This window comes from Streptomyces prunicolor NBRC 13075, from assembly GCF_000367365.1.
GTDB classification, from domain to species: domain Bacteria; phylum Actinomycetota; class Actinomycetes; order Streptomycetales; family Streptomycetaceae; genus Streptomyces; species Streptomyces prunicolor.
Map to the genome: position 1 here is coordinate 48,444 of NZ_BARF01000015.1, position 23,826 is coordinate 72,269.

At 68.0% G+C, this 23,826-nt stretch carries 22 protein-coding genes and 1 other RNA gene; 13 read left to right on the forward strand and 10 right to left on the reverse strand.

The annotated features are described in order from the left end of the window. Positions 1–153: 153 nt before the first annotated feature. From SPR02S_RS55345 to SPR02S_RS07895, 3 genes are all read right to left on the reverse strand, one after another. Positions 154–558: a hypothetical protein gene (locus SPR02S_RS55345; RefSeq protein WP_019056402.1), complete on the reverse strand. Its 405-nt coding sequence runs from the start codon at positions 556–558 to the stop codon at positions 154–156. A gap of 24 nt (positions 559–582) precedes the next feature. Next, positions 583–1,200 (reverse strand): hypothetical protein, encoded by a 618-nt coding sequence (locus SPR02S_RS58895; protein WP_019056403.1) that lies wholly within the window; start codon positions 1,198–1,200, stop codon positions 583–585. A gap of 245 nt (positions 1,201–1,445) precedes the next feature. Beyond that, positions 1,446–1,904, reverse strand: coding sequence for an ATP-binding protein (locus tag SPR02S_RS07895; RefSeq protein ID WP_019056404.1), 459 nt, complete (start codon positions 1,902–1,904; stop codon positions 1,446–1,448). A gap of 247 nt (positions 1,905–2,151) precedes the next feature. Between SPR02S_RS07895 and SPR02S_RS07900 the strand changes: the two genes are divergently transcribed. Together SPR02S_RS07900 and SPR02S_RS07905 are read left to right on the forward strand one after the other, a co-directional pair. Beyond that, complete coding sequence (locus SPR02S_RS07900) at positions 2,152–3,003, forward strand: helix-turn-helix domain-containing protein (protein ID WP_019056405.1); 852 nt, start codon at positions 2,152–2,154, stop codon at positions 3,001–3,003. Between the two features lie 12 nt (positions 3,004–3,015). Continuing rightward, positions 3,016–3,207, forward strand: a complete 192-nt coding sequence (locus tag SPR02S_RS07905) for a DUF397 domain-containing protein (protein WP_019056406.1) — start codon at positions 3,016–3,018, stop codon at positions 3,205–3,207. Positions 3,208–3,213: 6 nt separating this feature from the next. Here the strand turns inward: SPR02S_RS07905 and SPR02S_RS07910 are convergent, their stop codons facing one another. Next, positions 3,214–3,468 (reverse strand): hypothetical protein, encoded by a 255-nt coding sequence (locus SPR02S_RS07910; RefSeq protein WP_019056407.1) that lies wholly within the window; start codon positions 3,466–3,468, stop codon positions 3,214–3,216. Between the two features lie 193 nt (positions 3,469–3,661). Between SPR02S_RS07910 and SPR02S_RS62905 the strand changes: the two genes are divergently transcribed. Beyond that, positions 3,662–3,805 carry a hypothetical protein gene (locus SPR02S_RS62905; protein WP_019056408.1) on the forward strand — a complete coding sequence of 48 codons (144 nt, stop codon included), beginning with the start codon at positions 3,662–3,664 and terminating at the stop codon, positions 3,803–3,805. A 142-nt stretch (positions 3,806–3,947) separates the two neighbouring features. Further along, positions 3,948–4,088, forward strand: coding sequence for a hypothetical protein (locus SPR02S_RS62910; protein ID WP_158697790.1), 141 nt, complete (start codon positions 3,948–3,950; stop codon positions 4,086–4,088). 96 nt (positions 4,089–4,184) lie between these two features. On the opposite strand, the gene SPR02S_RS07930 is transcribed toward SPR02S_RS62910, so the two are convergent. The 4 genes from SPR02S_RS07930 to SPR02S_RS07945 form a co-directional block, all read right to left on the reverse strand. Then, positions 4,185–5,471 (reverse strand): acyltransferase family protein, encoded by a 1,287-nt coding sequence (locus SPR02S_RS07930; protein WP_019056411.1) that lies wholly within the window; start codon positions 5,469–5,471, stop codon positions 4,185–4,187. Further along, a complete protein-coding gene (locus SPR02S_RS07935) occupies positions 5,468–7,600 on the reverse strand; it encodes a bifunctional polysaccharide deacetylase/glycosyltransferase family 2 protein (protein ID WP_019056412.1) in 2,133 nt (710 codons plus the stop codon). Before SPR02S_RS07935 ends, SPR02S_RS07930 begins: the two co-directional genes overlap by 4 nt. A 239-nt stretch (positions 7,601–7,839) precedes the next feature. Continuing rightward, positions 7,840–8,652, reverse strand: coding sequence for a hypothetical protein (locus tag SPR02S_RS61670; RefSeq protein ID WP_245607524.1), 813 nt, complete (start codon positions 8,650–8,652; stop codon positions 7,840–7,842). A 480-nt stretch (positions 8,653–9,132) separates the two neighbouring features. Beyond that, positions 9,133–10,104: a LysR family transcriptional regulator gene (locus SPR02S_RS07945; protein WP_019056414.1), complete on the reverse strand. Its 972-nt coding sequence runs from the start codon at positions 10,102–10,104 to the stop codon at positions 9,133–9,135. A gap of 101 nt (positions 10,105–10,205) precedes the next feature. Between SPR02S_RS07945 and SPR02S_RS55355 the strand changes: the two genes are divergently transcribed. From SPR02S_RS55355 to SPR02S_RS07960, 3 genes are all read left to right on the forward strand, one after another. After that, on the forward strand, positions 10,206–11,444 hold the full coding sequence (locus tag SPR02S_RS55355) for an MFS transporter (protein ID WP_019056415.1): 1,239 nt from the start codon (positions 10,206–10,208) through the stop codon (positions 11,442–11,444). 120 nt (positions 11,445–11,564) lie between these two features. Next, positions 11,565–12,125, forward strand: a complete 561-nt coding sequence (locus tag SPR02S_RS55360; protein WP_063746241.1) for a TetR/AcrR family transcriptional regulator — start codon at positions 11,565–11,567, stop codon at positions 12,123–12,125. Continuing rightward, a complete protein-coding gene (locus SPR02S_RS07960; RefSeq protein ID WP_019056417.1) occupies positions 12,122–12,748 on the forward strand; it encodes a DUF1349 domain-containing protein in 627 nt (208 codons plus the stop codon). Before SPR02S_RS55360 ends, SPR02S_RS07960 begins: the two co-directional genes overlap by 4 nt. Positions 12,749–12,764: 16 nt before the next feature. Here the strand turns inward: SPR02S_RS07960 and SPR02S_RS07965 are convergent, their stop codons facing one another. Beyond that, complete coding sequence (locus tag SPR02S_RS07965) at positions 12,765–13,667, reverse strand: aminoglycoside phosphotransferase family protein (protein WP_019056418.1); 903 nt, start codon at positions 13,665–13,667, stop codon at positions 12,765–12,767. A gap of 295 nt (positions 13,668–13,962) precedes the next feature. Here SPR02S_RS07965 and SPR02S_RS07970 point away from each other — a divergent pair, with 295 nt between their 5' ends. Genes SPR02S_RS07970 through SPR02S_RS07995 form a run of 6 tightly spaced genes read left to right on the forward strand, consistent with a single transcriptional unit; the run spans position 13,963 to position 23,283 of the window. After that, positions 13,963–15,231 carry an extracellular solute-binding protein gene (locus tag SPR02S_RS07970; RefSeq protein ID WP_019056419.1) on the forward strand — a complete coding sequence of 423 codons (1,269 nt, stop codon included), beginning with the start codon at positions 13,963–13,965 and terminating at the stop codon, positions 15,229–15,231. After that, a complete protein-coding gene (locus tag SPR02S_RS07975; RefSeq protein ID WP_019056420.1) occupies positions 15,228–16,196 on the forward strand; it encodes a carbohydrate ABC transporter permease in 969 nt (322 codons plus the stop codon). The genes SPR02S_RS07970 and SPR02S_RS07975 overlap by 4 nt, the downstream gene beginning before the upstream one ends. After that, positions 16,193–17,017 (forward strand): carbohydrate ABC transporter permease, encoded by an 825-nt coding sequence (locus tag SPR02S_RS07980; RefSeq protein ID WP_019056421.1) that lies wholly within the window; start codon positions 16,193–16,195, stop codon positions 17,015–17,017. The genes SPR02S_RS07975 and SPR02S_RS07980 overlap by 4 nt, the downstream gene beginning before the upstream one ends. A gap of 15 nt (positions 17,018–17,032) precedes the next feature. Next, positions 17,033–19,273 carry an alpha-xylosidase gene (yicI, locus tag SPR02S_RS07985; RefSeq protein ID WP_019056422.1) on the forward strand — a complete coding sequence of 747 codons (2,241 nt, stop codon included), beginning with the start codon at positions 17,033–17,035 and terminating at the stop codon, positions 19,271–19,273. Further along, on the forward strand, positions 19,273–20,283 hold the full coding sequence (locus SPR02S_RS07990) for a LacI family DNA-binding transcriptional regulator (protein ID WP_019056423.1): 1,011 nt from the start codon (positions 19,273–19,275) through the stop codon (positions 20,281–20,283). Before yicI ends, SPR02S_RS07990 begins: the two co-directional genes overlap by 1 nt. A 57-nt stretch (positions 20,284–20,340) precedes the next feature. Beyond that, on the forward strand, positions 20,341–23,283 hold the full coding sequence (locus tag SPR02S_RS07995) for a glycoside hydrolase family 3 C-terminal domain-containing protein (RefSeq protein ID WP_245607525.1): 2,943 nt from the start codon (positions 20,341–20,343) through the stop codon (positions 23,281–23,283). A gap of 63 nt (positions 23,284–23,346) precedes the next feature. Here the strand turns inward: SPR02S_RS07995 and ssrA are convergent. After that, positions 23,347–23,734, reverse strand: a transfer-messenger RNA (tmRNA) gene (ssrA, locus tag SPR02S_RS59530). Positions 23,735–23,826: the final 92 nt, after the last annotated feature.

Sequence of the window (23,826 nt, forward strand, 5' to 3'; positions counted from 1 at the left end):
GGAAGGGGGTCACGGTGAGGAAGGGCGGGCGGACAGGTCGTGGGCGACCGTCGCGAACGGTTCCTCAGGCGGTGGTGTCGACAAGGACGGCGTCCTGGGTGGGCTGGTCGCACCCGCAACGAGAGGCTGCGACCAGCCCTTTCGCGCCGGGCCTCAGAGAGGCATCGTCAACTGGTGGGTGCTCTGTTCGTCACCGCAGGCCAGCATCAGGGTGAGGGTCAGGGACCGGGCTTCGGGAGCGGGGCCGGGTTCCAGGCTGAGTGAGCCCTCGGTGAACCCGCCGTCCGGGTCGGTCCCGAACGCGCCTCCGCCGTCCAGGTATTCACGCCCGAGGTCGTCGACTCCCTCGACGGAGAAGAAGATCGGCGGCCCCACCGCATCAAGTGATCCATCCGGATTGTCCCGCCACCGTTCGGGCAGGGCCGGTGTGATGCGGTACGCGAGTTCGACCCGTTCCGCGGTCGCGGTGAAGCGACGGACCGCCAGTTCATGTCGGCCGTTCAGGACGGAGAAGCTCTGGGCGGTGCCGCCCGTGCCCTTGCGTTTGCCTTTTCCCATCGTGTGCTCCCGTCGGCCCCTGGCTCAGCTCGAACCCTTGGGGGGCACCGCGCAGGTGATGTATCGCGTGGCACCGGCCCTGGGGTTGCTGTTGCTCTTGATGAGCCAGTAGAACGTGATCTTGTTCTTCGTCCTGATCGTGTACTTCGTACTGCTGCCCTTGCGGTTGTACTTGTTCATGCTGCCGTGGAAGTCGTACGTACTCCCCTTGGAGTGCGGGCCGTAGGGCGGGTTGATGGCGTGGTTGTTCACCCAGGCGTTGGGCATGGTCACGGTCACGGCCGCGCCCAGGTTGGCACGTGCCGTGGCGGTCAGCTTGAAGCTCCAGCGGACGGTGCCGGCAGGTGTGCGGTCCCAGTCGACGTTGGCGACGCTGTGTTTCCAGACGCCCGTGCACTTCTTGTCGGCGGTCGTGCGCGCGTTGATCTCGGCCGCACGGCGCGTCACCCGCGCATAGGTGGCCGCGGTGCTCTCGCCGGCCGGTATGGAGATCAACTCCCCGACGTTGTCGCCGGATTCGGCGCGGTGTGCGGAGTCGGTTCTGTGCGCGGAGTCCGCGCCGGCCGGCGTCGCCCCGGCCATCATCAGCGAGGCGCTGACTGTGGAGCAGAGAAGAAGTGCTCCGCGTTTCGTGTCGAGCATGCGCTCTGCCTTCCCCCGTTGGTCCTTGAGCCCGGAACAGGACTCAAGATCAGTACTTGTTGCCGTACGGGAGGAGGCTCTCGGGGGCGCGGCAGGTTCCGGAACGAACGTCAGGGAAGCGCTAAGAGTGACCGGTGATGCGACATCTCCAGCGTCCACCGCCACGCCGTGCGGGCGCATGCGCGGGCGGAATCGGAGGCCGGACCGGTGCCGAGTCCCGCCAGGCTTCGGCCGTACTTCACCTGTCAGCCGCCGCAACGGCCGCGCACTTCGAACCACAACAGCTTCCCGGCACCCCGGTCCATCAGCCCACCGTCCCCGATGGGCCAGCCGCCCCAGGAGGTGGCGTACGCCTGGATGAGGTGGAGTCCGCGGCCGTTGTCGGCGTCGGGCGGGGCGGGCGGGAGTTGTTCAGCGGGCCGTTTGTCGAAGGGGGCGGGGATGTGAGGGTTCGAGTCCCAGACGCCGACGCGGAGGCGCCCGTCGCCGAGGGCGGTGAGCCGTAGGGACGCGGGGCCGTGGGTGTGCCGGTAGGCGTTGGTGACGAGTTCGGACGTCAACAGCTCGACCACGTCCAGGACTTCGGGCATTCCGTGCCCGTGGAGGGCGGCCCGTACGGTCATACGTGCGACGCGTGCGGCTCGGGGGTCGTGCGGTAGGCGAAGGGCGTACACCCAGGTGGCGGGCGGGGATACGGTGACCATGAAGGCTCCGGGAGGGGGTGGATGGACTCGACTGACTCGACTCGGGTTCGCTCAACGGCCGCGCCGGGCGGTGGCTGTGTCGCGGGTGCGGTGCGCTTCCGGCTTATGGGCGGGGGCGGTTGGGCTGCGGTACGGGCTCTACGGTAGGACCGCATGGGAGATAAATCTCCCGAACTTGAGAGATGTACCTGTAATTACCTCGTGTGAGGTACACGAGCGCCGCGACGCGGCTCGAAGAGGAGGTGCTGTGCCGCCCACCAACAACCCCACCCTGCGCCAACGCCGACTCGGTACCGAGCTGCGCAAACTCCGCGAGCGCGCCGGGCTGAACGTCACGCAGGCCGCTGCCCGCCTGGGCGTCAATCAGGGGCGGGTAAGCATGATCGAGACCGGCCGCAGCGCGCTCAGCGCCGACCGCGTCCGCAGCATGACGCGCTCGTACGACTGCTTCGACGACCAACTGATCGACGCGCTGGCGGAGATGACGGGCAAGCGTTCACACGGCTGGTGGGAGGAGTACCGCGACAACCTGCCCGCCGGCCTCATCGATCTCGCCGAACTGGAGCACCACGCAACGGCGTTGCGCGTGGGACTGGTTGTCCACATCCCCGCCCTGCTGCAGACCACCGATCACGCCCGGGCCCTCTCCAAAGAGGCGGTGCCGCCTCTGCGGCAGTACGAGATTGAGCACCGGGTGAGCCTTCGCATCAAACGACAGGGCATCCTGTACCGCGAAACCCCGCCCCCTTACACGGCCGTGATCCACGAGGCCGCGCTGCACATGGGATACGGCGGCCCCGCCACGGTCCGCGGCCAACTCCAACACCTTCTGGAAATGAGCGAACTGGGCCACGTCACCGTGCGGATCATCCCGTTCGGGAAAGGCTCCTTCCCCGGCACAGGGCAACCCATCGACTACCTCATGGGTGCGGTCCCTCAACTCGACACCGTCCAGCTGGACGCCCACCACGGGTGCGAATTCCTCGACGCCGCTTCGCAGTTGGACAAGTACCGGCACGTCATCGACCGGATGGAGGAGAACGCCCTGAAGCCCGAAGCGTCTCGCGATCTCATCCACCGCATCAGCCAAGACACCTGAAGGGGTCGAACCATGGCCAACTATGTCTGGCAGAAGTCCACTTACAGCCCCGACGCCTCCAACTGCGTCTACGTCGCCGTCGCCCCCGCCGATGTCATCCGCCTCCGCGAAAGCGACACCCCCGACACCATCCTCACCACGACGACGGACGGCCTACGACACCTCATCCGCACCCTCAAGTCCGCCGACCCGCGTTCCGCCTAAGGCTGCTCAGCGGACGACCGTAAGACGACCAGGAGATGTCATGAGCTGCGGGGCACGGTACTCCAGCTCGACCACCTGCCCATCGCGAACCTCGACGGTCGTAGTGGCCTCGCAGCAGCGGGCCTTGAACAGGTAGCGGAAATAGACATCGACCCGATGCGAGCCAGGAGCCAGCGGTACGAAGCGGCTGCTCCACGCACCCTTCTGGGCCTGGCCGTCGACCTCGACCGTCAGGGCCGTGAAGCGGAGAAAGAACTGCATCGGGTTATGACGCCCCTGAAGGGAAAAGCCCGTTCGCGTGGACAAGTCGCACCTTCCTGAACCGACAGACCGTACGGAGTGGAGACCATCGGAGGTCGGAGCCACCGTAGCCCTCGTCGAGGTCGAGACCCCTGCCCTCAGCGTCCCAGCCGTACGACCCCGAGTCATCCGTGAAACTACGCATCATCAGCAGGTGCTGGACAAGCTGGCCCCAAGGGGCCGTGTCCGGGCACTGGATGAGGAACTGGCGCGCTGGGGGCACTGGCAGATGTTCGCCCCGCCGGCCACGCACGAGGAACTCACCAGCCGGGTGACCAGCCCCGTGCTCACCCGTTGACGTTGCCTGCTCGACTGCGCCGACGCGCGTCCCGCGACGAAGAACGTGGTCCGGTGGCGCTCGCCACGGTGCTGCACAAGTACGGCTTCCAGGACGCGGCCGTCACCGCGCACGCGATCAGGGCGCTGCCTACGCGTGGGAGGTGGAGGGCCTCAACGAGACACCCGTGATCGAGTTCTGCGCGGGCACGTTCAGTCGGCCGCTCACCATGACTGATCTGGTGGAGCGGGAGGCGGGCCGCGAGGTGGAGAACCCGTACCCGGCCGGGGCCTGTACGCGATGACGGATGTGATGGCTCTTCAGCAGCAGATGGTGAACCTGTTCGGACCGGTCGCCGTCTCCGCTCCCGCCCCGTCCCCGTCCCCGTCCCCGTCCCCGTCTAAGAAGACGCCACCTTCCGCCGACTCCGGCCCCGCACAACCCCGTTGGGCCACAGCCTCGGACTCCGCTTGGCGGCAATGTCCTCGATCCACCCGAACGCAAGGATCGCCACCGCGATGAGCGGCCAGATCAACAGGAACATCAGGAACGTGTCCGTCTTGTCGAGGAACGACGTCGCCGCGTCGCTCTCCAGGAACGGCAGGTTGTACAGCTGGTCGATGATCGGGACCGTGGCCATGATGAGGAGGTTGTGCCACAAGTAGATCGTGACGGCACGGTTGTTGGACAGCGTCACCAGCTTGTCCCAGCGAGCCAACCGCCCCGGCAACTGCTGCCAGGACGGCGCGTACTGGAGCAGGATCACCACGATGCCGAAGGACCAGGTCGCCTGCGCGAGCGGGATGTCGTTCAAGTCCCAGCCGTCCGGGCCCAGATGACCCGACGCCCACCACAACCCGAAGCCCATGATCACGGTCGCGCCCGACACCGCGAGGTAGCGCGGGACCTTCTTCGGTACGCCCTCGTGGTGCGCGAAGCCCAGGACCCAACAGCCCCCGTACACCGCGAAGTCCGACACCGCGTTGCCCGTCTCACCGGGAATGGTCACCAGGCCCGTGCCCACAACTGCCGTCAGCGCCAAGGGAGCCAGCAGCGTCGCCCAGGGGACCCTCCGGAACGCCCACAGCAGCAACGGCGACGCGATCACGAACCACAGATACGCCCGCAAGTACCACAACGGGCCCGCCGCCTGATCCGCCCACGTGCTCTCCAACAGGCCCGACTCCGAGCCCAGATGCTCGGGATAGGGCGGCGCACCGAACGGCACGAGGTAGTCGAAGATCTTCGCCGCGCCCCACCAAGTGCCGCCCAGGTCAGGGTCCTTGAGCGGGTTCCAGCCCATCCCGAACATCATCACCAGCACCACCGCGCCGAACGCCCACAGCGGGGGCAGAAGTCGCCGTAGCCGACCCTTGATCACGCCCAGCGCGGGACGGTTCAGGGAGCGGGCCATCAGCGAACCCGCCAGCGCGAACATCACGCCCATGGAAGGGAACAGGACCGACAGCCACGCCCAGCCGAAGAGGTGGTAGATGACCACCCGGACGAGGGCGATCGAGCGGAGGAGGTCGAGGTAGCGGTCCCGGCCGCCACCCCCAGCCCCCTTGGCCTTCGTCGGTTCCGGTGCCAACTCCGGTTCCTGCTGCCGCTGTTGGGGAATCCCGTACGCCGGTGTCGATTCCGGATCCGGGTTCGTGCCCGTACCCGCCGTGTATCCGTGCGTCATGCCACAGTCCTCCGGTCACTCCTGCTGCCGCCACCGCCGCGCGCCCCCGGCACCGCACCTCCCGGCGCCCCCACCACCCCCGTCCGCCGCAGCTTCTGCCAGCGCAGGCGGCCTCCGGTGAGCGCGGTGATCCAGGACTGGAGCAGTACGACGTACATGAGTTGGCGGTAGAGGATCTGTTGCAGGGGCAGGGAGACGAGGTGGGTCATGCGTTCGCGGTCCAGGCGGAAGGCATACGCCGCGCAGAACGCCTGGATCGCCAACACGCCCAGCCAGGCCAGGAACGTCTTCTCCGTCGGGCCGAACACCAGGCCGTAGAGCAGGAACACGTCGATCAGCGGGGCCAGGATGGGGGCGATGACCATGAAGAGGGCCACCAGGGGGAGGCCCACTCGCCCGAAGCGGCCGGACGGGCCGCGGTCCAGGAGTGCGCCCCGGTGCTTCCAGATCGCCTGCATCGTGCCGTAGGACCAGCGGTAGCGCTGGGACCACAACTGCTGGACCGTCTCCGGGGCTTCCGTCCACGCCCGCGCCTTCTCGGCGTAGACGACGCGCCAGCCGTCGCGGTGCATCGCCATCGTGATGTCGGTGTCCTCGGCGAGCGTGTCGTCGCTCATGCCGCCGACCCGCTCCAGCGCGCTTCTCCTGAAGGCCCCCACGGCGCCCGGGATCGTCGGCATGCAGCGGAGGATGTCGTACATACGGCGGTCGAGGTTGAAGCCCATCACGTACTCGATGTGCTGCCAGGCGCCGATGAGGGAGTCCCGGTTGCCGACCTTCGCGTTGCCCGCGACGGCGCCGACGCGCGGGTCGCCGAAGGGCTGGACCAACTCCCGTACGGTGGCCGGTTCGAAGACCGTGTCGCCGTCCATCATGACGATGAGGTCATGACTGGCGTTCGCCAGGCCGCGGTTGAGGGCGGCCGGTTTGCCGGCGTTGACCTGGCGTACGACGCGGACGTTCGGCAGGAACAGCGCCTCCACGATTCTCGCCGTACCGTCCGCCGAGCCGTCGTCGACGACGATCACCTCGACCGGATGCTCGCTCGCCATGAGTGAACGGACCGTGTTCTCAATGCACTTGGCCTCGTTGTACGCCGGGACGAGGACCGTTACCGGTTCGGTGACCGGTGGGCCCCAGGCGAAGTTCTTGCGGCGCACCCGGCGGGTGTGGATGGCGGAGAGGAGGAGCATCAGGCCGAAGCGGGCGATGACGAGCGAGCCGGTGATCGCCAGGCCCACCACCAGGACGTCCATGATGCTGTCCGAGGCCTGGACCAGGAAGATCCACGCCTTGCCCTTCCACAGGTTGACGCCGGTCACCGGGGTGAGCGCGCTGCGCGCGCCGAGCGCCTCGGTGAGGTTGTCGAACTGGTAGCCCTTGCCCTGCATCTCCGGCAGGAACTTGTCCAGCGCCTCGACCGTCTGGTGGCGGTCGCCGCCCGAGTCGTGCATCAGGACGATCGCGCCCTTGCCGCCGCGCGGGGTCGCGTTGCTGATGATCTTCGCGACGCCGGGCTTCTGCCAGTCCTCGCTGTCCGTGTTGTTGACGACGGTGATGTAGCCGCGGGTGCCGATGTACTCGGTCACCGGCCAGGACAGGTTGTCCATCGCGTCGGCGGACGACGAGTACGGCGGGCGGAAGAGCGAGGTACGGATGCCCGCCGCGCCGGTGATCGCGAGCTGCGTCTGGGACAGCTCCCAGTCGATGCGCTTCTTCGACTGGAAGGAGAGGTCGGGGTGGCTGAAGGTGTGCACGCCGACCTCGTTGCCCTCCGCCACGATGCGTTTGACCAGCTCCGGGTAGCGCGAGGTCATCGTGCCGGTGACGAAGAAGACGGCGTGCGCGTGGTGCTTCTTGAGCACGTCCAGGACCTTGGGCGTCCAGGTCGGGTCGGGGCCGTCGTCGAAGGTCAGCACGATGTCGTGGTCCGGCACGTCCAGGCTCGTCGTACGGCCGCTGCGGGTGTCGATGACCGGGCCGCCGTCGAGGATCTTGTCCGGCACCTTGTTCGTTGCCGCCTCGGGGCGGATGCGGTGGTCGGCGAGGATCTCGCTGTGCACATAGCCGCGCAGCATCAGCATCGCCAGCAGCGCGACGAGGAGCAGCATCGGCAGCAGGAACCGCATGGACAGCCGACGGCGCCGGGGATCGCGCGGGGCGCGACGCGCGGCTCGCGGGGCGGCGACACCGGGCTCGTCGCCCTTCCGGACGCCGGGCTCGCCCCCGTTGCGGACGCGGGGCCCAACTCCCTTCGCAGCAGTTGGAGTTGACGGACTCGCTGAATGTGCCGGAGTTTCCGGAGTTGCTCCGTGACGGCCGCCCGGGGCCTGGTTCGTGGCCCTGGGTCGGCGGTTGTGCGATGCCATCAGAGGATGTGCTCCGGAGTCTTGGACGGTGCCGGCGCCGGTTCCGAAGGAGCGGCCGGCCCCTGTGCCACGGGCGACGGGGTGCTCGGGGCGTCGGCCACCGTGCCGGTGCCCGTCGTCGCGCTCGGGGTCGGGGTCGGTTCGGACGGCGCACTCGTGGCCGTCGTCGGCGTCGGGGTGGGCGAGGACGAGACCGGCAGCGAAGGCTGTACGACCGGATTGCTCGCGCCGCCACTCGTCGGCGCCGCGGCGCTCTTGCTCGCGGACGCCCCGGGCGACGCGGACGCGCTCGTCTTGGCACCGGGCTTCGCGGACGCGCCGGTCGTGCCGCTCGCACTGGCGCCCGGCGACGGCGTCGTACCGTCACTCGCCGTCGGAATGTTCCCCGGCGCCACACTGCCGCTGCCGCCGGACGGCCGACCGGAGTCGGACGGCGCCGGTGAGGTGTCGACCTTGCCCGCGGGCGCGTCGTCCTTCTGCCCCGGCACCGGAAGCCACGGCGCGTCCGAACTGCCGGACAGCAACGTGATGACGATGACGACGGCGTACACCGCGCACGCGATGCCGACGGCCATGCCGAACCGCCGGTACCTACGGCTACGACGGCCGGACTCGTCGACGAAGACGGGCTTGTCGGAACCGTCGTTACTGGCACCGGTGCCGCTCTTGCCGTCGGCCGACCCCTGCTGAGCGGGCCCGTCGAGCTGCACGGTCACCTCGTCGGGGTCGGCCGCACCAACCCCCGTCCCCGCCCCTGCTTCCGCCGAGGCGCCCCAGGGATCGGCGAGGATTCCCGCGCCGATGGCGGACACGTCCTTCCCGGCGGGCGGCTCGGGCCACCCGGTCCGTATACGACGACCGTCCTTGGCCGTACGACGACTGTCCTTGCCCGCATGACGACCATCCGCGCCGCCATGCCGACCGTCCGAGCCGATATTTCGACCGACCTTGGCGGCATGCCGGCCGCCCTCCAGGATTTCTGGTCCTCTGGTCCCTCTGGTTTCTCCGGCTGTTCCGGTCGCTTCAGTGTCCGGGAACGCCTCCTCGGCCTCTCCGCCTATGACCGGTACTTCTCTGGTCGCGGATGCAGCTTGGGGCCATTCCGGTTGGGCGTCTTCTCGCCACTTTTCCATGCGCACGCACATCCCCCCACGGGACTGTTCCGGGTGCGCCAACGACCCTGAGCACACGCCGCCGAACCGGGCCCCCACCCGGTCCTCGCGCCCCCCTTACCACACCGTGCTCAGGCCCTGAAGGTAGCGCACAGGGAGCACTTCATGTGGCGTGATGCGTCATTTTCCCCTTTTTAGCATGTCCACGTCGATGGCCGGAATCCATCCGTTCACCGGTCGCCGCAGCCATCCGTCGGCGGTGCCGATCTCCACCGCAGCACGTCGAAGCGCATCGAATCCGGGGTGCACCAGCCCCTTTCGCCACACGAGCGACACGGCGGACAACGGCACCGGGTCCACCAGTGGCCGCAACACCGTCCGGGCCATGGCCGGAAAATCCACCACGGCGAGAATCGGGGTCCCCGTCTTCGCCATGACCCGTTCGAACTCCTCTTCGCCCACGGCCATGGGTGCGGGGGCGGCAATCTCGATGTCACGCCCCTCGAACAATCGACGCGCGAGATCCGTCCACTCCGGAGTACGCGGATTCCCGGCCCCGGCGTACACGGCCTCCCCCGCGAGCGCGTCCACCGGCACCTCCGCGAGCGCCGCCAGGCGATGCCCCTCGGGCAGCACGACCGCCATCGGCTCGTACCGCACGAGTTGATGATCGAGCCCGGCGCGCAGTCCCGGGTCCAGCCCGGCGAACCGCCCGAACGACACATCGAGCCGCCCCGCCATCAACTCCCTTGCCGCGCCCGCCAGTCCACTCTCATAGCGAGCCATCAGCTCCTGCTCCGGGGCGAGTTCACGGGCCCGGTGCAGCACGCGGCGCCCGGTGAGGAGGCCCGGCGAGTTCAGATCGACGAGCAGCGGCCGGGGCTGGACCTCCCGAAACGCGGCGAGCAGCTCGTCCTGCGCCCCGAGCACCCGCCGCGCATACGGCACCAGCCGCTCACCGTCCGCCGTCAGGGTCACCTGCCGAGTGGTCCGCACGAACAACTCGGCCCCCAACTCCCGCTCCAGCCGCCGCACATCACGACTGAGCGCCTGCTGGGCGACGTACAGGCGGGCGGCGGCGCGGGTGAAGTGCAGCTCCTCGGCCACGACGAGAAAGGCACGGAGGAGTCGGGGGTCCACGTGGGCAGGCATCCGGGGTGTCGAGGGCATCCGGCGAACTTACAACGCAGGTGCGTGAATCGACGCGGACCAGGTGTTGGACCCGGTGATCCATTGCGGGCGACGGTTGCCCCATGCCACGTCGTACGCCCCAACAGCCCACCTACCGCCGCCTGTTCACCCTCCCCGGCACCCGAGCCTTCACCGCCGGGAACCTCATCGCCCGCCTCCCCGCAGGCATGTTCAGCGTGAGCGCGGTGGTGATGATCGCCGGTTCACGGGGTTCGTACGCCCTCGCCGGCGCGGTGACGGCAACGGGTTTGGCGGCGACCGCGCTGGCCGCCCCCTGGATCGCCCGGCTCATCGACAGACACGGCCAGGCCCGAACAGCCGTACCGGCGACGGCAGTTGCAGCACTCGGCTCCTTCACCCTCCTCCTCTGCGTCCACTACGGCGCCCCCGACTGGACCCTGTTCGCCGCCTACGCGGCCACCGCGACGACCCCGAACACCGGCGGCATGTCCCGCGCCCGCTGGGCCCATCTCCTCGCCGACGCCCCCGAGTCCCTGCACACGGCGAACTCCTTCGAGCAGGCGGCCGACGAACTCTGCTTCATGCTGGGCCCGGCACTCGCGGCCTTCCTGTGCGGCACGTTCTTCCCGGAGGCGGGCACGCTGACCGGAGCGGTCCTCCTTCTGACCGGCACCCTGATCTACACGTCACAACGCGAGACGGAACCCCCGCCGAGCCCGACCCCGAAGGGCGCTTCCCCGCTCCGCACCCCCGGCATCCCACCCCTGATCGCCGGGTTCGTGGCGACGGGCGCGGCGTTCGGTTCGATGGAGGTCGTCACGCTGGCGTACGCCGACGCGGCCGGCCAACGTACGGCGGGCGGCGGGGTGTTGGCGCTCCAGGCGGCCGGTTCCTGCGCGGCGGGCCTGCTGTACGGCAGGCGGAAACCGACGGGCTCGCCGGAACGCCGCCTGCGGTGGTGCCTGTTGGCGATGACGGCCCTGATGCCCTTGCCGCTGCTGGCGACCCGAACCCTCAACTCGCTCCCGGCACTGGCGGTTGCCCTGCTCCTGGCCGGCATGGCAACCGCCCCCACGATGATCACCGCGATGACTCTGCTCCAACACCGCACCCCTGAGGGCAGGTTGAACGAGGGAATGAGCCTGGCGGTGACGGGCCTGCTGCTGGGGATCGCGTGCGGTTCGGCGACGGGCGGCTGGGTGACGGAGCACGCGTCACCGACGGCGGGCTTCGCGGTACCCATGGCGGCAGCGACGGCGGCAACGGCAACAGCGCTGCTGACCGTGCATCGTAGGGCTATCCCGCCGTGTGCCGCAGTCCGACCAGGACCACATCCGTGATCCTTTCCGCCTCGGCGCGGGTGAGGGGTGCAGGCCGCGGCAGACCCTTGTCGTACGAACGTTCTTATGGTGCGATGAGGTAGGTAGCCGCAGGGTGCCGATCGCGGGGGGCCTGAGCCGATGAGTGCCGTATCGCGGCGAACCGAGCCGCAACGACGAGACCGCATCCTGGCCGTGACGCTGGACATCATCGAGGAGCGGGGGCTGGCCGGCGCGACGTACCGCACCATCGCCGCGGCAGCCGACGTGCCTCTCGGGTCGATGACCTACCACTTCCCGAACCGGGACGATCTGATCTTCATCGCGTTCGAGCGCTTCGCGAACGACCTCTTCTCACCCCTCGACGAGTCCATGGGAGAACTCGAACCCGGCGAGGACCCTCGTGAGCGCCTCGTCCGGATGATCGTCACGGACTCCCGCGACCGCAGGCGCGACATGGTCCTGCTGGCCGAGTTGTACGTTCTGGCGATCCGCGACGAGCGCTACGCCGAACTGATGCGGCAGTGGATGCGACGTGCCAAGGACGCCATCTCCCGCCACATCCACGGCGTCAGCGGTCACGTCATCGACGCCGTGCAGGAAGGCATCGGCCTGCAACGGTACTTCCTGCCACAGGAGTTCACCGAGGACGTCGTCCGCCGCACCCTCCACGACCTCATCCCGCAGGAGGAAACGACATGACCATCACCCGTAACGTGCCCGGCCTGCCCTTCGCCCTCTCGCCGTCGTCCGGCGAGGCGTGGACCACCGACGACGCGACCGCCACGCTGACCGCCACAGCGGCCGCTCACAGCGACATCTTCATCGACCCGGGAGCGGACTCTCAGCTCAACGCCGAGTCCATGCTCAACGCCGCGACCCTGCTCGGCGTCCCCCCGGAGGGCGACTTCCAGTTCAGCGCACGCGTCACCGTCGACTTCGAGTCCACCTTCGACGCCGGCGTACTGCTCTTGTGGATCGATGACCGCAACTGGGGCAAGCTCTGCTTCGAATTCTCTCCCGACCGCGAGCCCATGATCGTCTCCGTGGTCGCCCGCGGCGTCGCGGACGACGCCAACGCCTTCGTCGTCGACGGCCGGACGGTGTGGCTGCGCGTCTCCCGAATCGATCACGCCTTCGCCTACCACGCGTCCCTCGACGGCAAGACCTGGCGGATGATCCGCTTCTTCACCCTCGACGACACCTCCACACCCGCCTCCATCGGCTTCGAGGCACAGTCGCCGACCGGTGACGGCTGTGCGGTCACCTTCGACGACATCCACTTCACCCGCGAGCGTCTGCACGAACTGCGCGACGGCTCGTGAGCAGCGGGCGATACGCCTAGCTCACCTGCCCTCTCAGCACACGATCGAGCGCTGCCCGGCCCGCGGGTCCCCAGGCCGGCTTGCCGCCAGGAAGGCCCCGGTCTCCGTTCTGGCCCATCAGCATGAGAAACAAGCTCTTCAGTGCGGCCAGCCCGCGGGCGCGCCGGATCGTCCCCTCGTCCGCCTGCGCGTAGGCGTCGAAGAAGCGTGAGGTGGCACCCGCGGGAAGGATGACCCATGCGGCGGCGAGGTCCCACGCCGGATCGCCGGCGAACACGGCATCGAAGTCGATCACACCCGAGAGCGTCCCGTCCGAGACGACGACGTTCGCGGGATGCAGGTCGCCGTGCACCCACAGCGGCGAGCCCTCCCACTCGGGCGCCGCGACGGCGTCGTCCCAGACGGCTTGGACCTCGTCGGCAAGGTCGTCGGGGACGACGGCACGGAAGAAGTGGTCGAAGCCGTCCGTGCACTTCTTTGGGTGGTCGCCGCGGTCCTCACTGACCGGCGCGTCTTCGGGCGCCTCCACATGGAGCGCGGTGAGGAAGGCCGCCAGTGTGTCGGCCGCGTGGTCGCCGCGGCTGATGGAGGTGTGGTCCAGTGGCTCGCCGGGGACCCACGTCATGATGGCCCAGGGCTTCGGGAAGCGCGTGGACGGTTCGCCGATCCGTACGGGGTTGGGGACCGGAAGCGGTAGCCGCGGGGCCAGGACGGGCAGCCACCGGCACTCCTTGCGCAGGAGGTCCGGGGCACCTTCTGTACGCGGCATGCGCACGGCCAACTCGTCCCCGAGGCGCCACATTTGGTTGCCCCACCCACCCACCACCTCGCGAATGTCCAGCCCCGCGAGGTCCGGATGCTGATCCCGCAGCAGGTCACGGACCAGGTCCGCGGTTATCTCGATCTCGGCGTCGCTCATACGACGCCACGGTACCGGTGGCCGACGGGGGCACCTCGACGACGAGATCCCGGTGCGCGTAGGCCACGAAGAGGTTGCAGGGCCACGTCGTCGCCGAGTCGCCGCCTCGCCGGCACCGGCATCCCGGCGCCGGAGTCGATACCGGTGACGACTCCTTTCATCGAATCGCTTGCGCCAATCTCCGCCTAACCCATTGACGCACCAGCACCCCCTGCATACCTTCCTCCATCGAAGCGCTTCGACACCCATCCGACTCCCCCGGAGGCCCTGGATGTTGACGACAAGAAGGCAAGCGATGACGGCCGCGGCGATCCTGACAGGGTCGCTGCTCCTCTCCTCCTGCGGCGGCTCCGACAGCAACTCCTCGGACAGCAAGACCCTCAAGCTCTGGCACTACGAGGGCCCCGACAGCGCGATGGGCGTGGCCTGGAACGCGGCCATCAAGGAGTTCGAGGCCCAACACCCGGGCGTGAAGGTGAAGTTCGAGGAGAAGGGCTTCGAGCAGATCCAGAAGACGGCCCCGATGGTCCTCAACTCATCGGACGCCCCGGACATCATGGAGTACAACAAGGGCAACGCGACGGCAGGCCTGCTCTCCAAACAAGGCCTGCTCACCGACCTCACCTCCGAGGCGACGAAGCGCGGCTGGGACAAGAAGATCCCCGCGAGCGTCGGCACGACGGACATGTACGACGCCAACGGCGTGATGGGTTCCGGCAAGTGGTACGGCGTCACGGACTACGGCGAGTACACGATGGTCTATTACAACAAGGCCCTCTTCAAGAAGTACAAGATCGCCGAACCGAAGACGTTCGACGAACTGACCGCTGCCATGGCCCAGTTCACGGCGAAGGGCGTCACCCCGCTCGCCAACGCCGGCGCCGAGTACGTGGCCCAGCAGTACCTCTACCAACTCGCCCTCTCGAAGGCCGACCGCGCCTGGGTCGACAAGTACGAGCTGTACAAGGGCAAGACGGACTTCCACGACCCGGCCTGGACGTACGCGGCGACGACCTTCGCCGACTGGGTGAAGAAGGGCTACATCGCCAAGACCTCCAGCTCCACCAAGGCCGAGGACGCCGGAGTCTCCTGGATCCAGGGCAAGGCCCCGATCCTGTTCTCCGGCAGCTGGTGGTACGGCCGCTTCCAGACGGAGGCCAAGTTCGACTGGGACACGGCACTTTGGCCCGGCTCGAACCTCACCCTCGGCTCCGGCGGCAACATCTGGGTCGTCCCCAAGGGCGCCAAGAACAAGCAACTCGCCTACGACTTCATCGACATCACCCTGTCGAAGAAGATCCAGAACCTGATGGGCAACAAGGGCGGCATCCCGGTCGCGGCCGACACCTCCGCGATCACCGACCCCAAGTCCAAGGAACTCATCGCCAACTTCAACACCGTCTCCGCCCGCGACGGCCTCGCCTTCTACCCCGACTGGCCGGTCCCCGGCTTCTACGACGTCCTCGTCTCCGAGACCCAGAAGCTGATCACCAGCAGCGAGAAACCGGACGCCTACCTCAGCAACCTGCAGAAGGCGTACGACAAGGGTGTCCCGTCGACATGACGGTCACCGTCGAGAAGGGCGCGCGGGCCACCCGCAAGAACCGACACCCCGGCCCGCGCAACCCTCGTAGCCCCCACCCCCGCAACTCCTACGCGCTCTTCCTCGTCCCCGGCGCCCTCGCGGCCCTGGCCGTGATCGTCGTCCCGTTCCTAATGAACACGGCCGTGAGCTTCACGAGTTGGCAGGGCGTCGGCGACCCCAAGTGGACCGGGCTCGCCAACTACCGTGACCTGCTGGACGATGCGGAGTTCTGGGCGTCCTTCCGCCACAGCCTGTTCATGGTCGTGGCGATGGCAGCCGTACCCACGATCGTCGGACTCGTCCTGGCCGCCGCCCTGTTCGACTACATCGCCAAACACTTCGGCACCCGCATCGCGGCCGTCCTCCGCGCCTGCTTCTACCTCCCCCAGGTACTCCCGATCGCGGTCGCCGGCATCGTCTGGAGCTGGATCCTCGCCCCCGACAACGGCTCCCTCAACGCCCTGCTCAAAGCAGTCGGGTTGGGCTCCTGGCAACAGGACTGGCTGGGCGACCCGGACATCGCGCTCTACAGCGTCATGGGCGTCATGGTCTGGGTCCAACTCGGCTTCCCGCTCGTGGTGTTCATGGCCGGCCTGCAACGCGTCGACCCCCAGCTCTACGAGGCCGCCGAGCTGGACGGCGCCGGCTGGTGGCGCCGCTTTTGGCACATCACGCTGCCGCAGATCCGCCCGGAGATATACGTCGTCCTCACCTGGTGCACGATCGCCGCGCTCAAGGTGTTCGGCGCGGTGTACGTCCTCACGAAGGGCGGCCCGGGCGGCGCGACCGACGTCCCGTCCTACTTCTCCTTCACCACGTTCTTCGAGAAGACCCAGGTCGGCTACGGAGCCGCGATATCAACGGTGTTGACGGTGATCATCCTGGTCCTCTCCCTCGCCTTCCTGAAACTCCAGACCCGCGCGGAGGAAGGTGACCGGGCATGACGACCGCGCTGCGCCGCTACCCCGTACTGATCGCCCTGTGCCTCGCGGCCCTCTTCATGGTCGTGCCGTTCCTGATCGTCGTGGTCAACGCCGTGAAGTCACCGGCCGAGTACTCCGAACACGGCCCCCTGAGCCTCCCCAACGGCGTCTACCTGGACGGCCTCAAGGACTTCTGGCAGCGCGTCGACTACGGCCAGAAACTCTTCAACTCGGCCCTGATCAGCGGCTCGGTGGCTCTCCTCGCCGCCGCGCTCTCCGTCCTCAACGCGTACGCGATCGGCATCGGCCGTATCAAGGGCCGCACGTGGGTCCTGGCCTTCTTCGTCCTCGCCAACATGCTGCCGCAGGAGGCGCTGGTCTACCCGATCTACTACCTGAGCAAGCAAGTCGGCCTATACGACACGAGGTTGAGCGTCATCATCGTCTTCACGGTGATCCAGGCGGCGTTCGGCACGTATCTCCTCTCCTCCGTGCTCGGCCAGTTCCCCCGCGAGATCCTCGAAGCGGCCCGGATCGACGGCGCCAACAAGTGGCAGGTGCTGTGGCGGATCGTGGTCCCGGTCAGCCGCCCCACCATCGGCGTCCTCCTGGTCTTCTTCTTCATCTGGACCTGGAACGAGTTCCTGCTGCCCCTGGTCATGCTGATCTCCAACGACAACCAGACCGTGTCGGTGGCCCTCGGCGTCCTCCAGGGCCAGCGCCTGATGGACGCCACGATGACCAACGCGGCTGCCCTGCTCGGTGTGTTGCCCGCCATCGTCTTCTTCCTCGTCTTCCAGCGGACCCTCACGCGCGGCATCGCCGTGGGTGCCGTCAAGTAGTAAGGGGACCCCCACATGAAGTTCACCGACGGCTACTGGCTGCTGCGCGAGGGCGTCACCGCCGCCCACCCGGTCGAGGTCCTCGATGTCACGGCCCCCGAGGGCGCGTTGGAGATCCACGCCCCGACCATGCCCATCCGCCACCGCGGCGACCTGCTGAAGGGACCGGTCGTGACGATCAGCGCCCACGCCCCGATGCCCGACGTCATCGGCGTCACCTTCACCCACTTCGCGGGCGAACAGCCACGCGGCCCCCAATTCGACGTGCAGAAGGAGGAGTTCGCGGTCCACACCTCCTACGACGACGAGCACGCGACCCTCACCTCCGGCGCGCTCTCGGTCAAGGTGGCCCGCACCGGCCCCTGGCACGTCGACTTCCTCGCCCACGGCCGCACCCTCACGAGCAGCGGCCCCAAGGGCATGGGCATCATGCGCGACGCGACCGGCGCCCACTATCTGCGCGAGCAGCTCGGGCTCCAAGTGGGCGCCTCCGTCTACGGACTTGGCGAACGCTTCGGCCCGCTCGTCAAGAACGGCCAGGTCGTCGACATGTGGAACGCCGACGGCGGCACCGCCACCGAACAGGCCTACAAGAACATCCCCTTCTACCTGACCGACGCGGGCTACGGCGTCTTCGTCGACCACCCCGGCAAGGTCTCCTTCGAGGTCGGCTCGGAGGCGGTCTCCCGGGTCCAGTTCAGCGTGGAGAGCCAGCAGTTGACGTACTACGTCATCTACGGCCCGACGCCCAAGGACATCCTCCGCAAGTACTCCGCCCTCACCGGCCGCCCCGCGCTCCCGCCCGCCTGGTCGTTCGGCCTGTGGCTGTCGACGTCCTTCACCACCTCGTACGACGAGGAGACGGTGACGTCGTTCATCGAGGGCATGCGGGAGCGCGAACTCCCGCTCTCCGTCTTCCACTTCGACTGTTTCTGGATGCGCGAGTTCAACTGGTGCGACTTCCAGTGGGATCCTCGCGTCTTCCCCGACCCGGAGGGCATGCTGGCGAGGCTGAAGGAACGCGGCCTGCACATCTCCGTCTGGATCAACCCGTACATCGCCCAACGCTCCCCACTCTTCGCCGAGGGCAAGGCACTTGGGCACCTACTCCGCCGACCGGACGGCAGCGTCTGGCAGTGGGATCTATGGCAACCCGGTATGGCCCTGGTCGACTTCACCAGTCCGGCCGCCCGCGACTGGTACGCCGGAAAGCTGGAGGCGCTGCTCGCGCAGGGCGTCGACTGCTTCAAGACCGACTTCGGCGAGCGCGTCCCGGTCGACGTCGCCTACGCGGACGGCGGCGACCCCGAGCGGATGCACAACTACTACACCTACCTCTACAACCGCACCGTCTTCGACGTGCTGCGCAAACACCGGGGCGAGGGCGAGGCGGTCGTCTTCGCCCGCTCGGCCACAACCGGCAGCCAGAAGTACCCCGTTCACTGGGGCGGCGACTGCGAGGCGACATACGAGTCGATGGCCGAGTCCCTGCGCGGCGGCCTCTCCCTCGGCCTCTCGGGCTTCGGCTACTGGAGCCACGACATCGGCGGTTTCGAGGGCACACCGACCCCCGCCCTCTTCAAACGCTGGCTGGCCTTCGGCATGTTGTCCTCCCACAGCCGCCTGCACGGCAGCTCCTCATACCGCGTCCCGTGGCTCTTCGACGAGGAATCCGTCGACGTACTACGGCAGTTCACCCGCCTGAAGCTGAGCCTCATGCCGTACCTCTACGAGACCGCGCGCACCGCCTCCGCCGAGGGCGTGCCGATGATGCGGGCGATGGTGCTGGAGTTCCCGGACGACCCCGGCTGCGCGCACCTGGAACGGCAGTACATGCTCGGCCAAGACCTGTTGGTGGCACCGGTGTTCAGCGACGACGGGGACGTCTCGTACTACGTCCCCGAAGGCACCTGGACCCACTACCTCACCGACGACACGGTCACCGGCCCGCGCTGGGTCCGCGAACGCCACGGCTTCGACAGCGTGCCGCTCCTGGTCCGGCCCGGCGCGGTGATCCCAGTCGGTGCGGTGGCCGACCGGCCCGACTACGACCACGCCGACGGCGTAACTCTGCGGGCGTACAACCTGGAGCGGGGCGCGCAGGTGACCGTGCAGGTCGGCGAGGTGACCTTCACCGTCGTACGGGAAGGGGACACGCTCCGGGCGTCCTGCACGGATCCGTCCATCTCGTGGGCGCTGGCCGCCGGTTCGCGGTCGAAGTCGGGCAGCGGGTTCCTGACCCTGGAGCTGGGCTGATGGTGAAGATCACGGACGTGGCCCGGCACGCCGGGGTCTCCCCCAGCACCGTGTCGTACGCCCTGAGCGGCAAGCGCCCGATCTCCGAGGAGACCCGGCAACGCGTCGAGGCGTCCATCCGCAAGCTGGGCTACCGGCCGCACGCCGGCGCCCGCGCCCTGGCCAGCAGTCGGTCCAACGTCCTGGCGCTGGTGATCCCCTTACGGACCGGCATCCACGTCCCGGTCGTCATGCAGTTCGCGGTGTCGGTGGTGACCACCGCACGCCGCCACGACCACGACGTGCTGCTGCTCACGCAGGAGGAGGGCGAGGAGGGACTGCGGCGGGTCGCGGACTCGGCGCTCGTCGACGCGATGATCGTGATGGACGTCCAACTCGACGACCCCCGGCTGCCGTTGCTGCGTTCCCTGGACCGCCCGTCGGTGATGATCGGCTTCCCGGCCGAGGCGGACGGACTGACCTGCGTCGACCTCGACTTCAGGGCGGCCGGCGAGCTGTGCGTGGAACGGCTCGCGGGGCTCGGCCACCGGGTCGTCGCCCTCGTCGGCTCCCCGCCGGAGGTGTACGTCCGCGGAACCGCCTTCGCCCAGCGGGTCGTTCAGGGCTTCACGGCCGCCGCCGACCGCAACAAGCTCGCCTCGTCCGTCCACCCCTGCGGGGCCGCACCGGCCGCCGCAGCCGCCGTAGCGGAGCAACTCCTGCGCGAGCAGCCCGCGTTGACCGGAGTCGCCGTCCACAACGAACCGCTCCTCGAACCCCTCATCGACGCCTTCGAGCAGCTCGGGCTGCGCGTCCCCGGCGATCTGTCGATCACCGCGATCTGCCCCGACGAACTCGCCGAGTCCGTACGGGTTCCGGTCACGTCGGTCGCCCTGCCCACCGCCGAACTGGGCGCCCGGGCGGTCGAGTTGCTGATGAAGAAGCTGGGCGGAAAGACCGTCCCCGACGCGACGCTGCTGTCCCCCCGGCTCACGGAACGCGCGAGCACGGCACCGCGCAACGCGCCCTGAGACGCCTCCGAGATCCGTAACGCCCGCACGCAAGGCCCTACTTGAAGGAGCCGCGACATGAAAGGCAAGAGAAGAAGACACAGCACGCGAAGAAGACACAGCACCACGCTCGTCGTGGCGTTCGCCCTGATCGCCGGCCTGGGAGCGACGGTCCCGGCGACCGCCGACACCCCGTACCCCTTCCGCGACCCAACTCTCCCGACGAGCAAGCGTGTTGACGACCTCCTCGGCCGCCTGACCCTCGACGAGAAGATCTCCCTCCTCCACCAGTACGAGCCCGCGATCCCCCGCCTCGGCATCCAGTCCTTCCGCACCGGCACCGAGGCCCTGCACGGCGTCGCCTGGCTCGGCAAGGCGACCGTCTTCCCGCAGGCCATCGGACTCGCCTCGACCTGGGACCCGGCGCTGATGGAACAGGTCGGCTCGGCGGTCGGCGACGAGGCCCGCGGCTTCCAGCAACAACGCCCGGACGGCTGGGGGTTGAACCTCTGGGCCCCGGTGGTGAACCTCCTCCGCGACCCTCGCTGGGGCCGCAACGAGGAGGGCTACAGCGAGGACCCGGAACTCACCGGCGCCCTCTCGACGGCATACGGCGAGGGCCTGACCGGCGGCGACCCGAACCACCTCAAGACGGCTCCCACCCTCAAGCACTACCTCGCCTACAACAACGAGGTCGACCGCGCGACCACGTCCTCCGACCTGCGCCCACGGGTGGCGAAGGAGTACGACGAGGCCGCCTTCAAGCCCGCGATCAAGGCGGACGCGGCAACGGGCGTGATGACGTCGTACAACCTCGTCAACGGCCGCCCCGCCACGGTGAATCCGGACCTGAACGACGTCGTACGGAAGTGGACCGACCAGTCCCTGCTGAACGTCACCGACGCGTTCGCCCCCGGCAACCTCGTCACTCCGCAGCAGTACTACCCCACGATCGCGGAGGGCGACGCGGCGGCGCTCAAGGCCGGCATCGACAGCTTCACGGACAACAGCGCGGACCCCGGCCCGACGACGACGGCCATCAACTCGGCCCTCCAGCAGGGCCTGTTGAAGTCATCGGACATCGACACAGCCGTCTCCCACATCCTCTCTATCCGCGTCCGGCTCGGTGAGTTCGACCCGGGCGGCGGCAAGTACGGCTCGATCGACGCGTCGGTCATCAACAGCCCGGCGCATCAGCAGTTGGCGCGCAGGGCGGCGGCCGAGGGCACGGTACTGCTGAAGAACAACGGGGCGCTCCCACTGAGGAGTTCGGGCTCGGGGTCGGCGAAGAACGTCGCCGTGGTCGGCCCCCTCGCCGACACCCTCTACACCGACTGGTACTCGGGCACGCTCCCCTACGCCGTCACCCCCGCGAAGGGCATCGCCTCGAAACTCGACACCGGTGTCACGACCAGCGAAGGCGTCGACCGCATCGCCCTACGCGACACGGCAACCGGCAAGTACGTCACGGCGGGCACCGGCGACACCGGCGCACCCTTGCAGGAGACCACGAACACCCCTACAACCGCCGCCCAGTTCGACGCCTTCGACTGGGGCTCCGGCATCGTGACCCTGCGCTCGGCCGCCAACGGCAAATACGTCGGCTACAACTGGTCGAACTTCGTCAACGACCAGACCCAGCCCAACGGTTGGTACGTCCAGCAGCAGTTCAAGCTGGAACAACAGGACGACGGAACGTACTTGCTGAAGTACGCGGGCTACGAGACCGCCGAGTCCTGGTGGTCGAGCCCGGTCTACCTCGGCCCGACCGACGCGAACGGCACCCTCGGCCTGGTCACCAAGGACCAGGCCGCGCACTACGCGAAGGACGTGGTCCGCAGCGGAGTCGCCGACGCGGTGGCTGCGGTGAAGGGCAAGGACTCGGCGGTCGTAGTCATCGGCTCCATGCCGTCGATCAACGGCCGCGAGGCCCACGACCGCACGGACATGGCTCTGGCCCCGACCCAGGAGGCCCTGGTCAAGGCGGTCCACGCGGCCAACCCGAAGACAGTGGTCGTGGTCGAGAACAGCTACCCCACCACGCTGGGTGCGTTGCAGAAGGAAGTCCCCGCCCTCCTCTGGACCTCCCACGCGGGCCAGGAGACAGGCAACGCCCTCGCCGACATCCTCTACGGCGACACCAACCCGTCCGGCCGCCTCACCCAGACCTGGTACCAGTCGGAGTCCGACCTCCCATCGATCCTCGACTACGACATCATCAAGTCCGACCGCACGTACCAGTACTTCCAAGGCACCCCGCTCTACCCCTTCGGCTACGGCCTCTCGTACACGACCTTCCGCTACGGCACCCTGAAGCCCGTCGCCGGCGGCTATGAAGTCCCGGTGACGAACACGGGAACGCGGGCGGGAGACGAAGTCGTACAGCTCTACACGCACCAGCGCACATCCCGCGACAAAGAACCCCTGAAGCAGTTGAAAGCCTTCCAGCGGGTATCGCTCAAACCTGGCGAGACAAAAACGGTCCGCCTGAAAATCCAGCAGAAAGACCTCGCCCACTGGGACGTCACCCGCTCGAAATGGGCGGTGGAAAGCGGTACGTATGACGTCATGGCGGGAGCGTCGTCGGCGGACATCCGCGCCCGTACAACGTGGCGCGTCCACGGGGAAACCATTCCACCCCGGAACCTGTCGAAGACGACCCGCGCCGAGAACTTCGACGACTACTCCGGCATTCACCTCGTGGACGAGTCGAAGGCGAGCGGTACGGCGGTGGGTGCGGCTGCGGACGGGGCGTGGCTGAAGTTCGCGGATACGCAATTGGGCGCAGGGGCAACGAAGTTCACGGCCCGGGTGGCGGGTACCGGCGCCGGCACGATCGAGGTCCGGCTGGGTTCCGCGACGGGCAGGCTGGTGGGGACGGTTCACACGGCGGCGACTCCATCGTCGTACGACTACGAGACGGTGACCGTGGATCTGGCGGGCGGCGCGGCGAAAGGCCGTAGCGACGTGTATCTCGTCCTGAGCGACGGCCTGCGCATATCGGCCTTCGCGCTTCAGTGAACGAAAGGGAAAGGAAAAGGCCCCGCACTGCCGAAGCAGTGCGGGGCCTTACCCACATGGGATGAGTGGAGATGGCGGGAATCGAACCCGCGTCCACCGGTGCAGAATCAGGGCTTCTCCGTGTGCAGTTCGCTGTGATTTTCTCGGCCCCGGTGATCACGCGAACAAGTCGCCGACGGGCCCAGTCACTGTTTGATTTCCCATCGAACCCCGTGACCGGGCTCGACGGTTTAGTTCCCTAGATTATGCCAGGGTCCGGGTCGGGAACACCCCCGGGCTGACACCCTTTTAGGGTCCTTCAGTCGCTGTTATTAGGCAGCGAGGGCGAAGGACTGGGAATCGCTCTTGGAATTGGCGATTATTGGTTGCGACATATGGTTAACGAGATCATTGCCGCTTCCTCGACACGCTTCACCTGCTTCGACAGCCGCTGTCGAAACCGATCATCCCCATGTTGTTTTTTCAAACCGCTACACACCCGCTGTGGGGTGCAGTAGCCATCGTACGTGAACAACGCGCGCCGATGCCACCGTATTCCGTGTG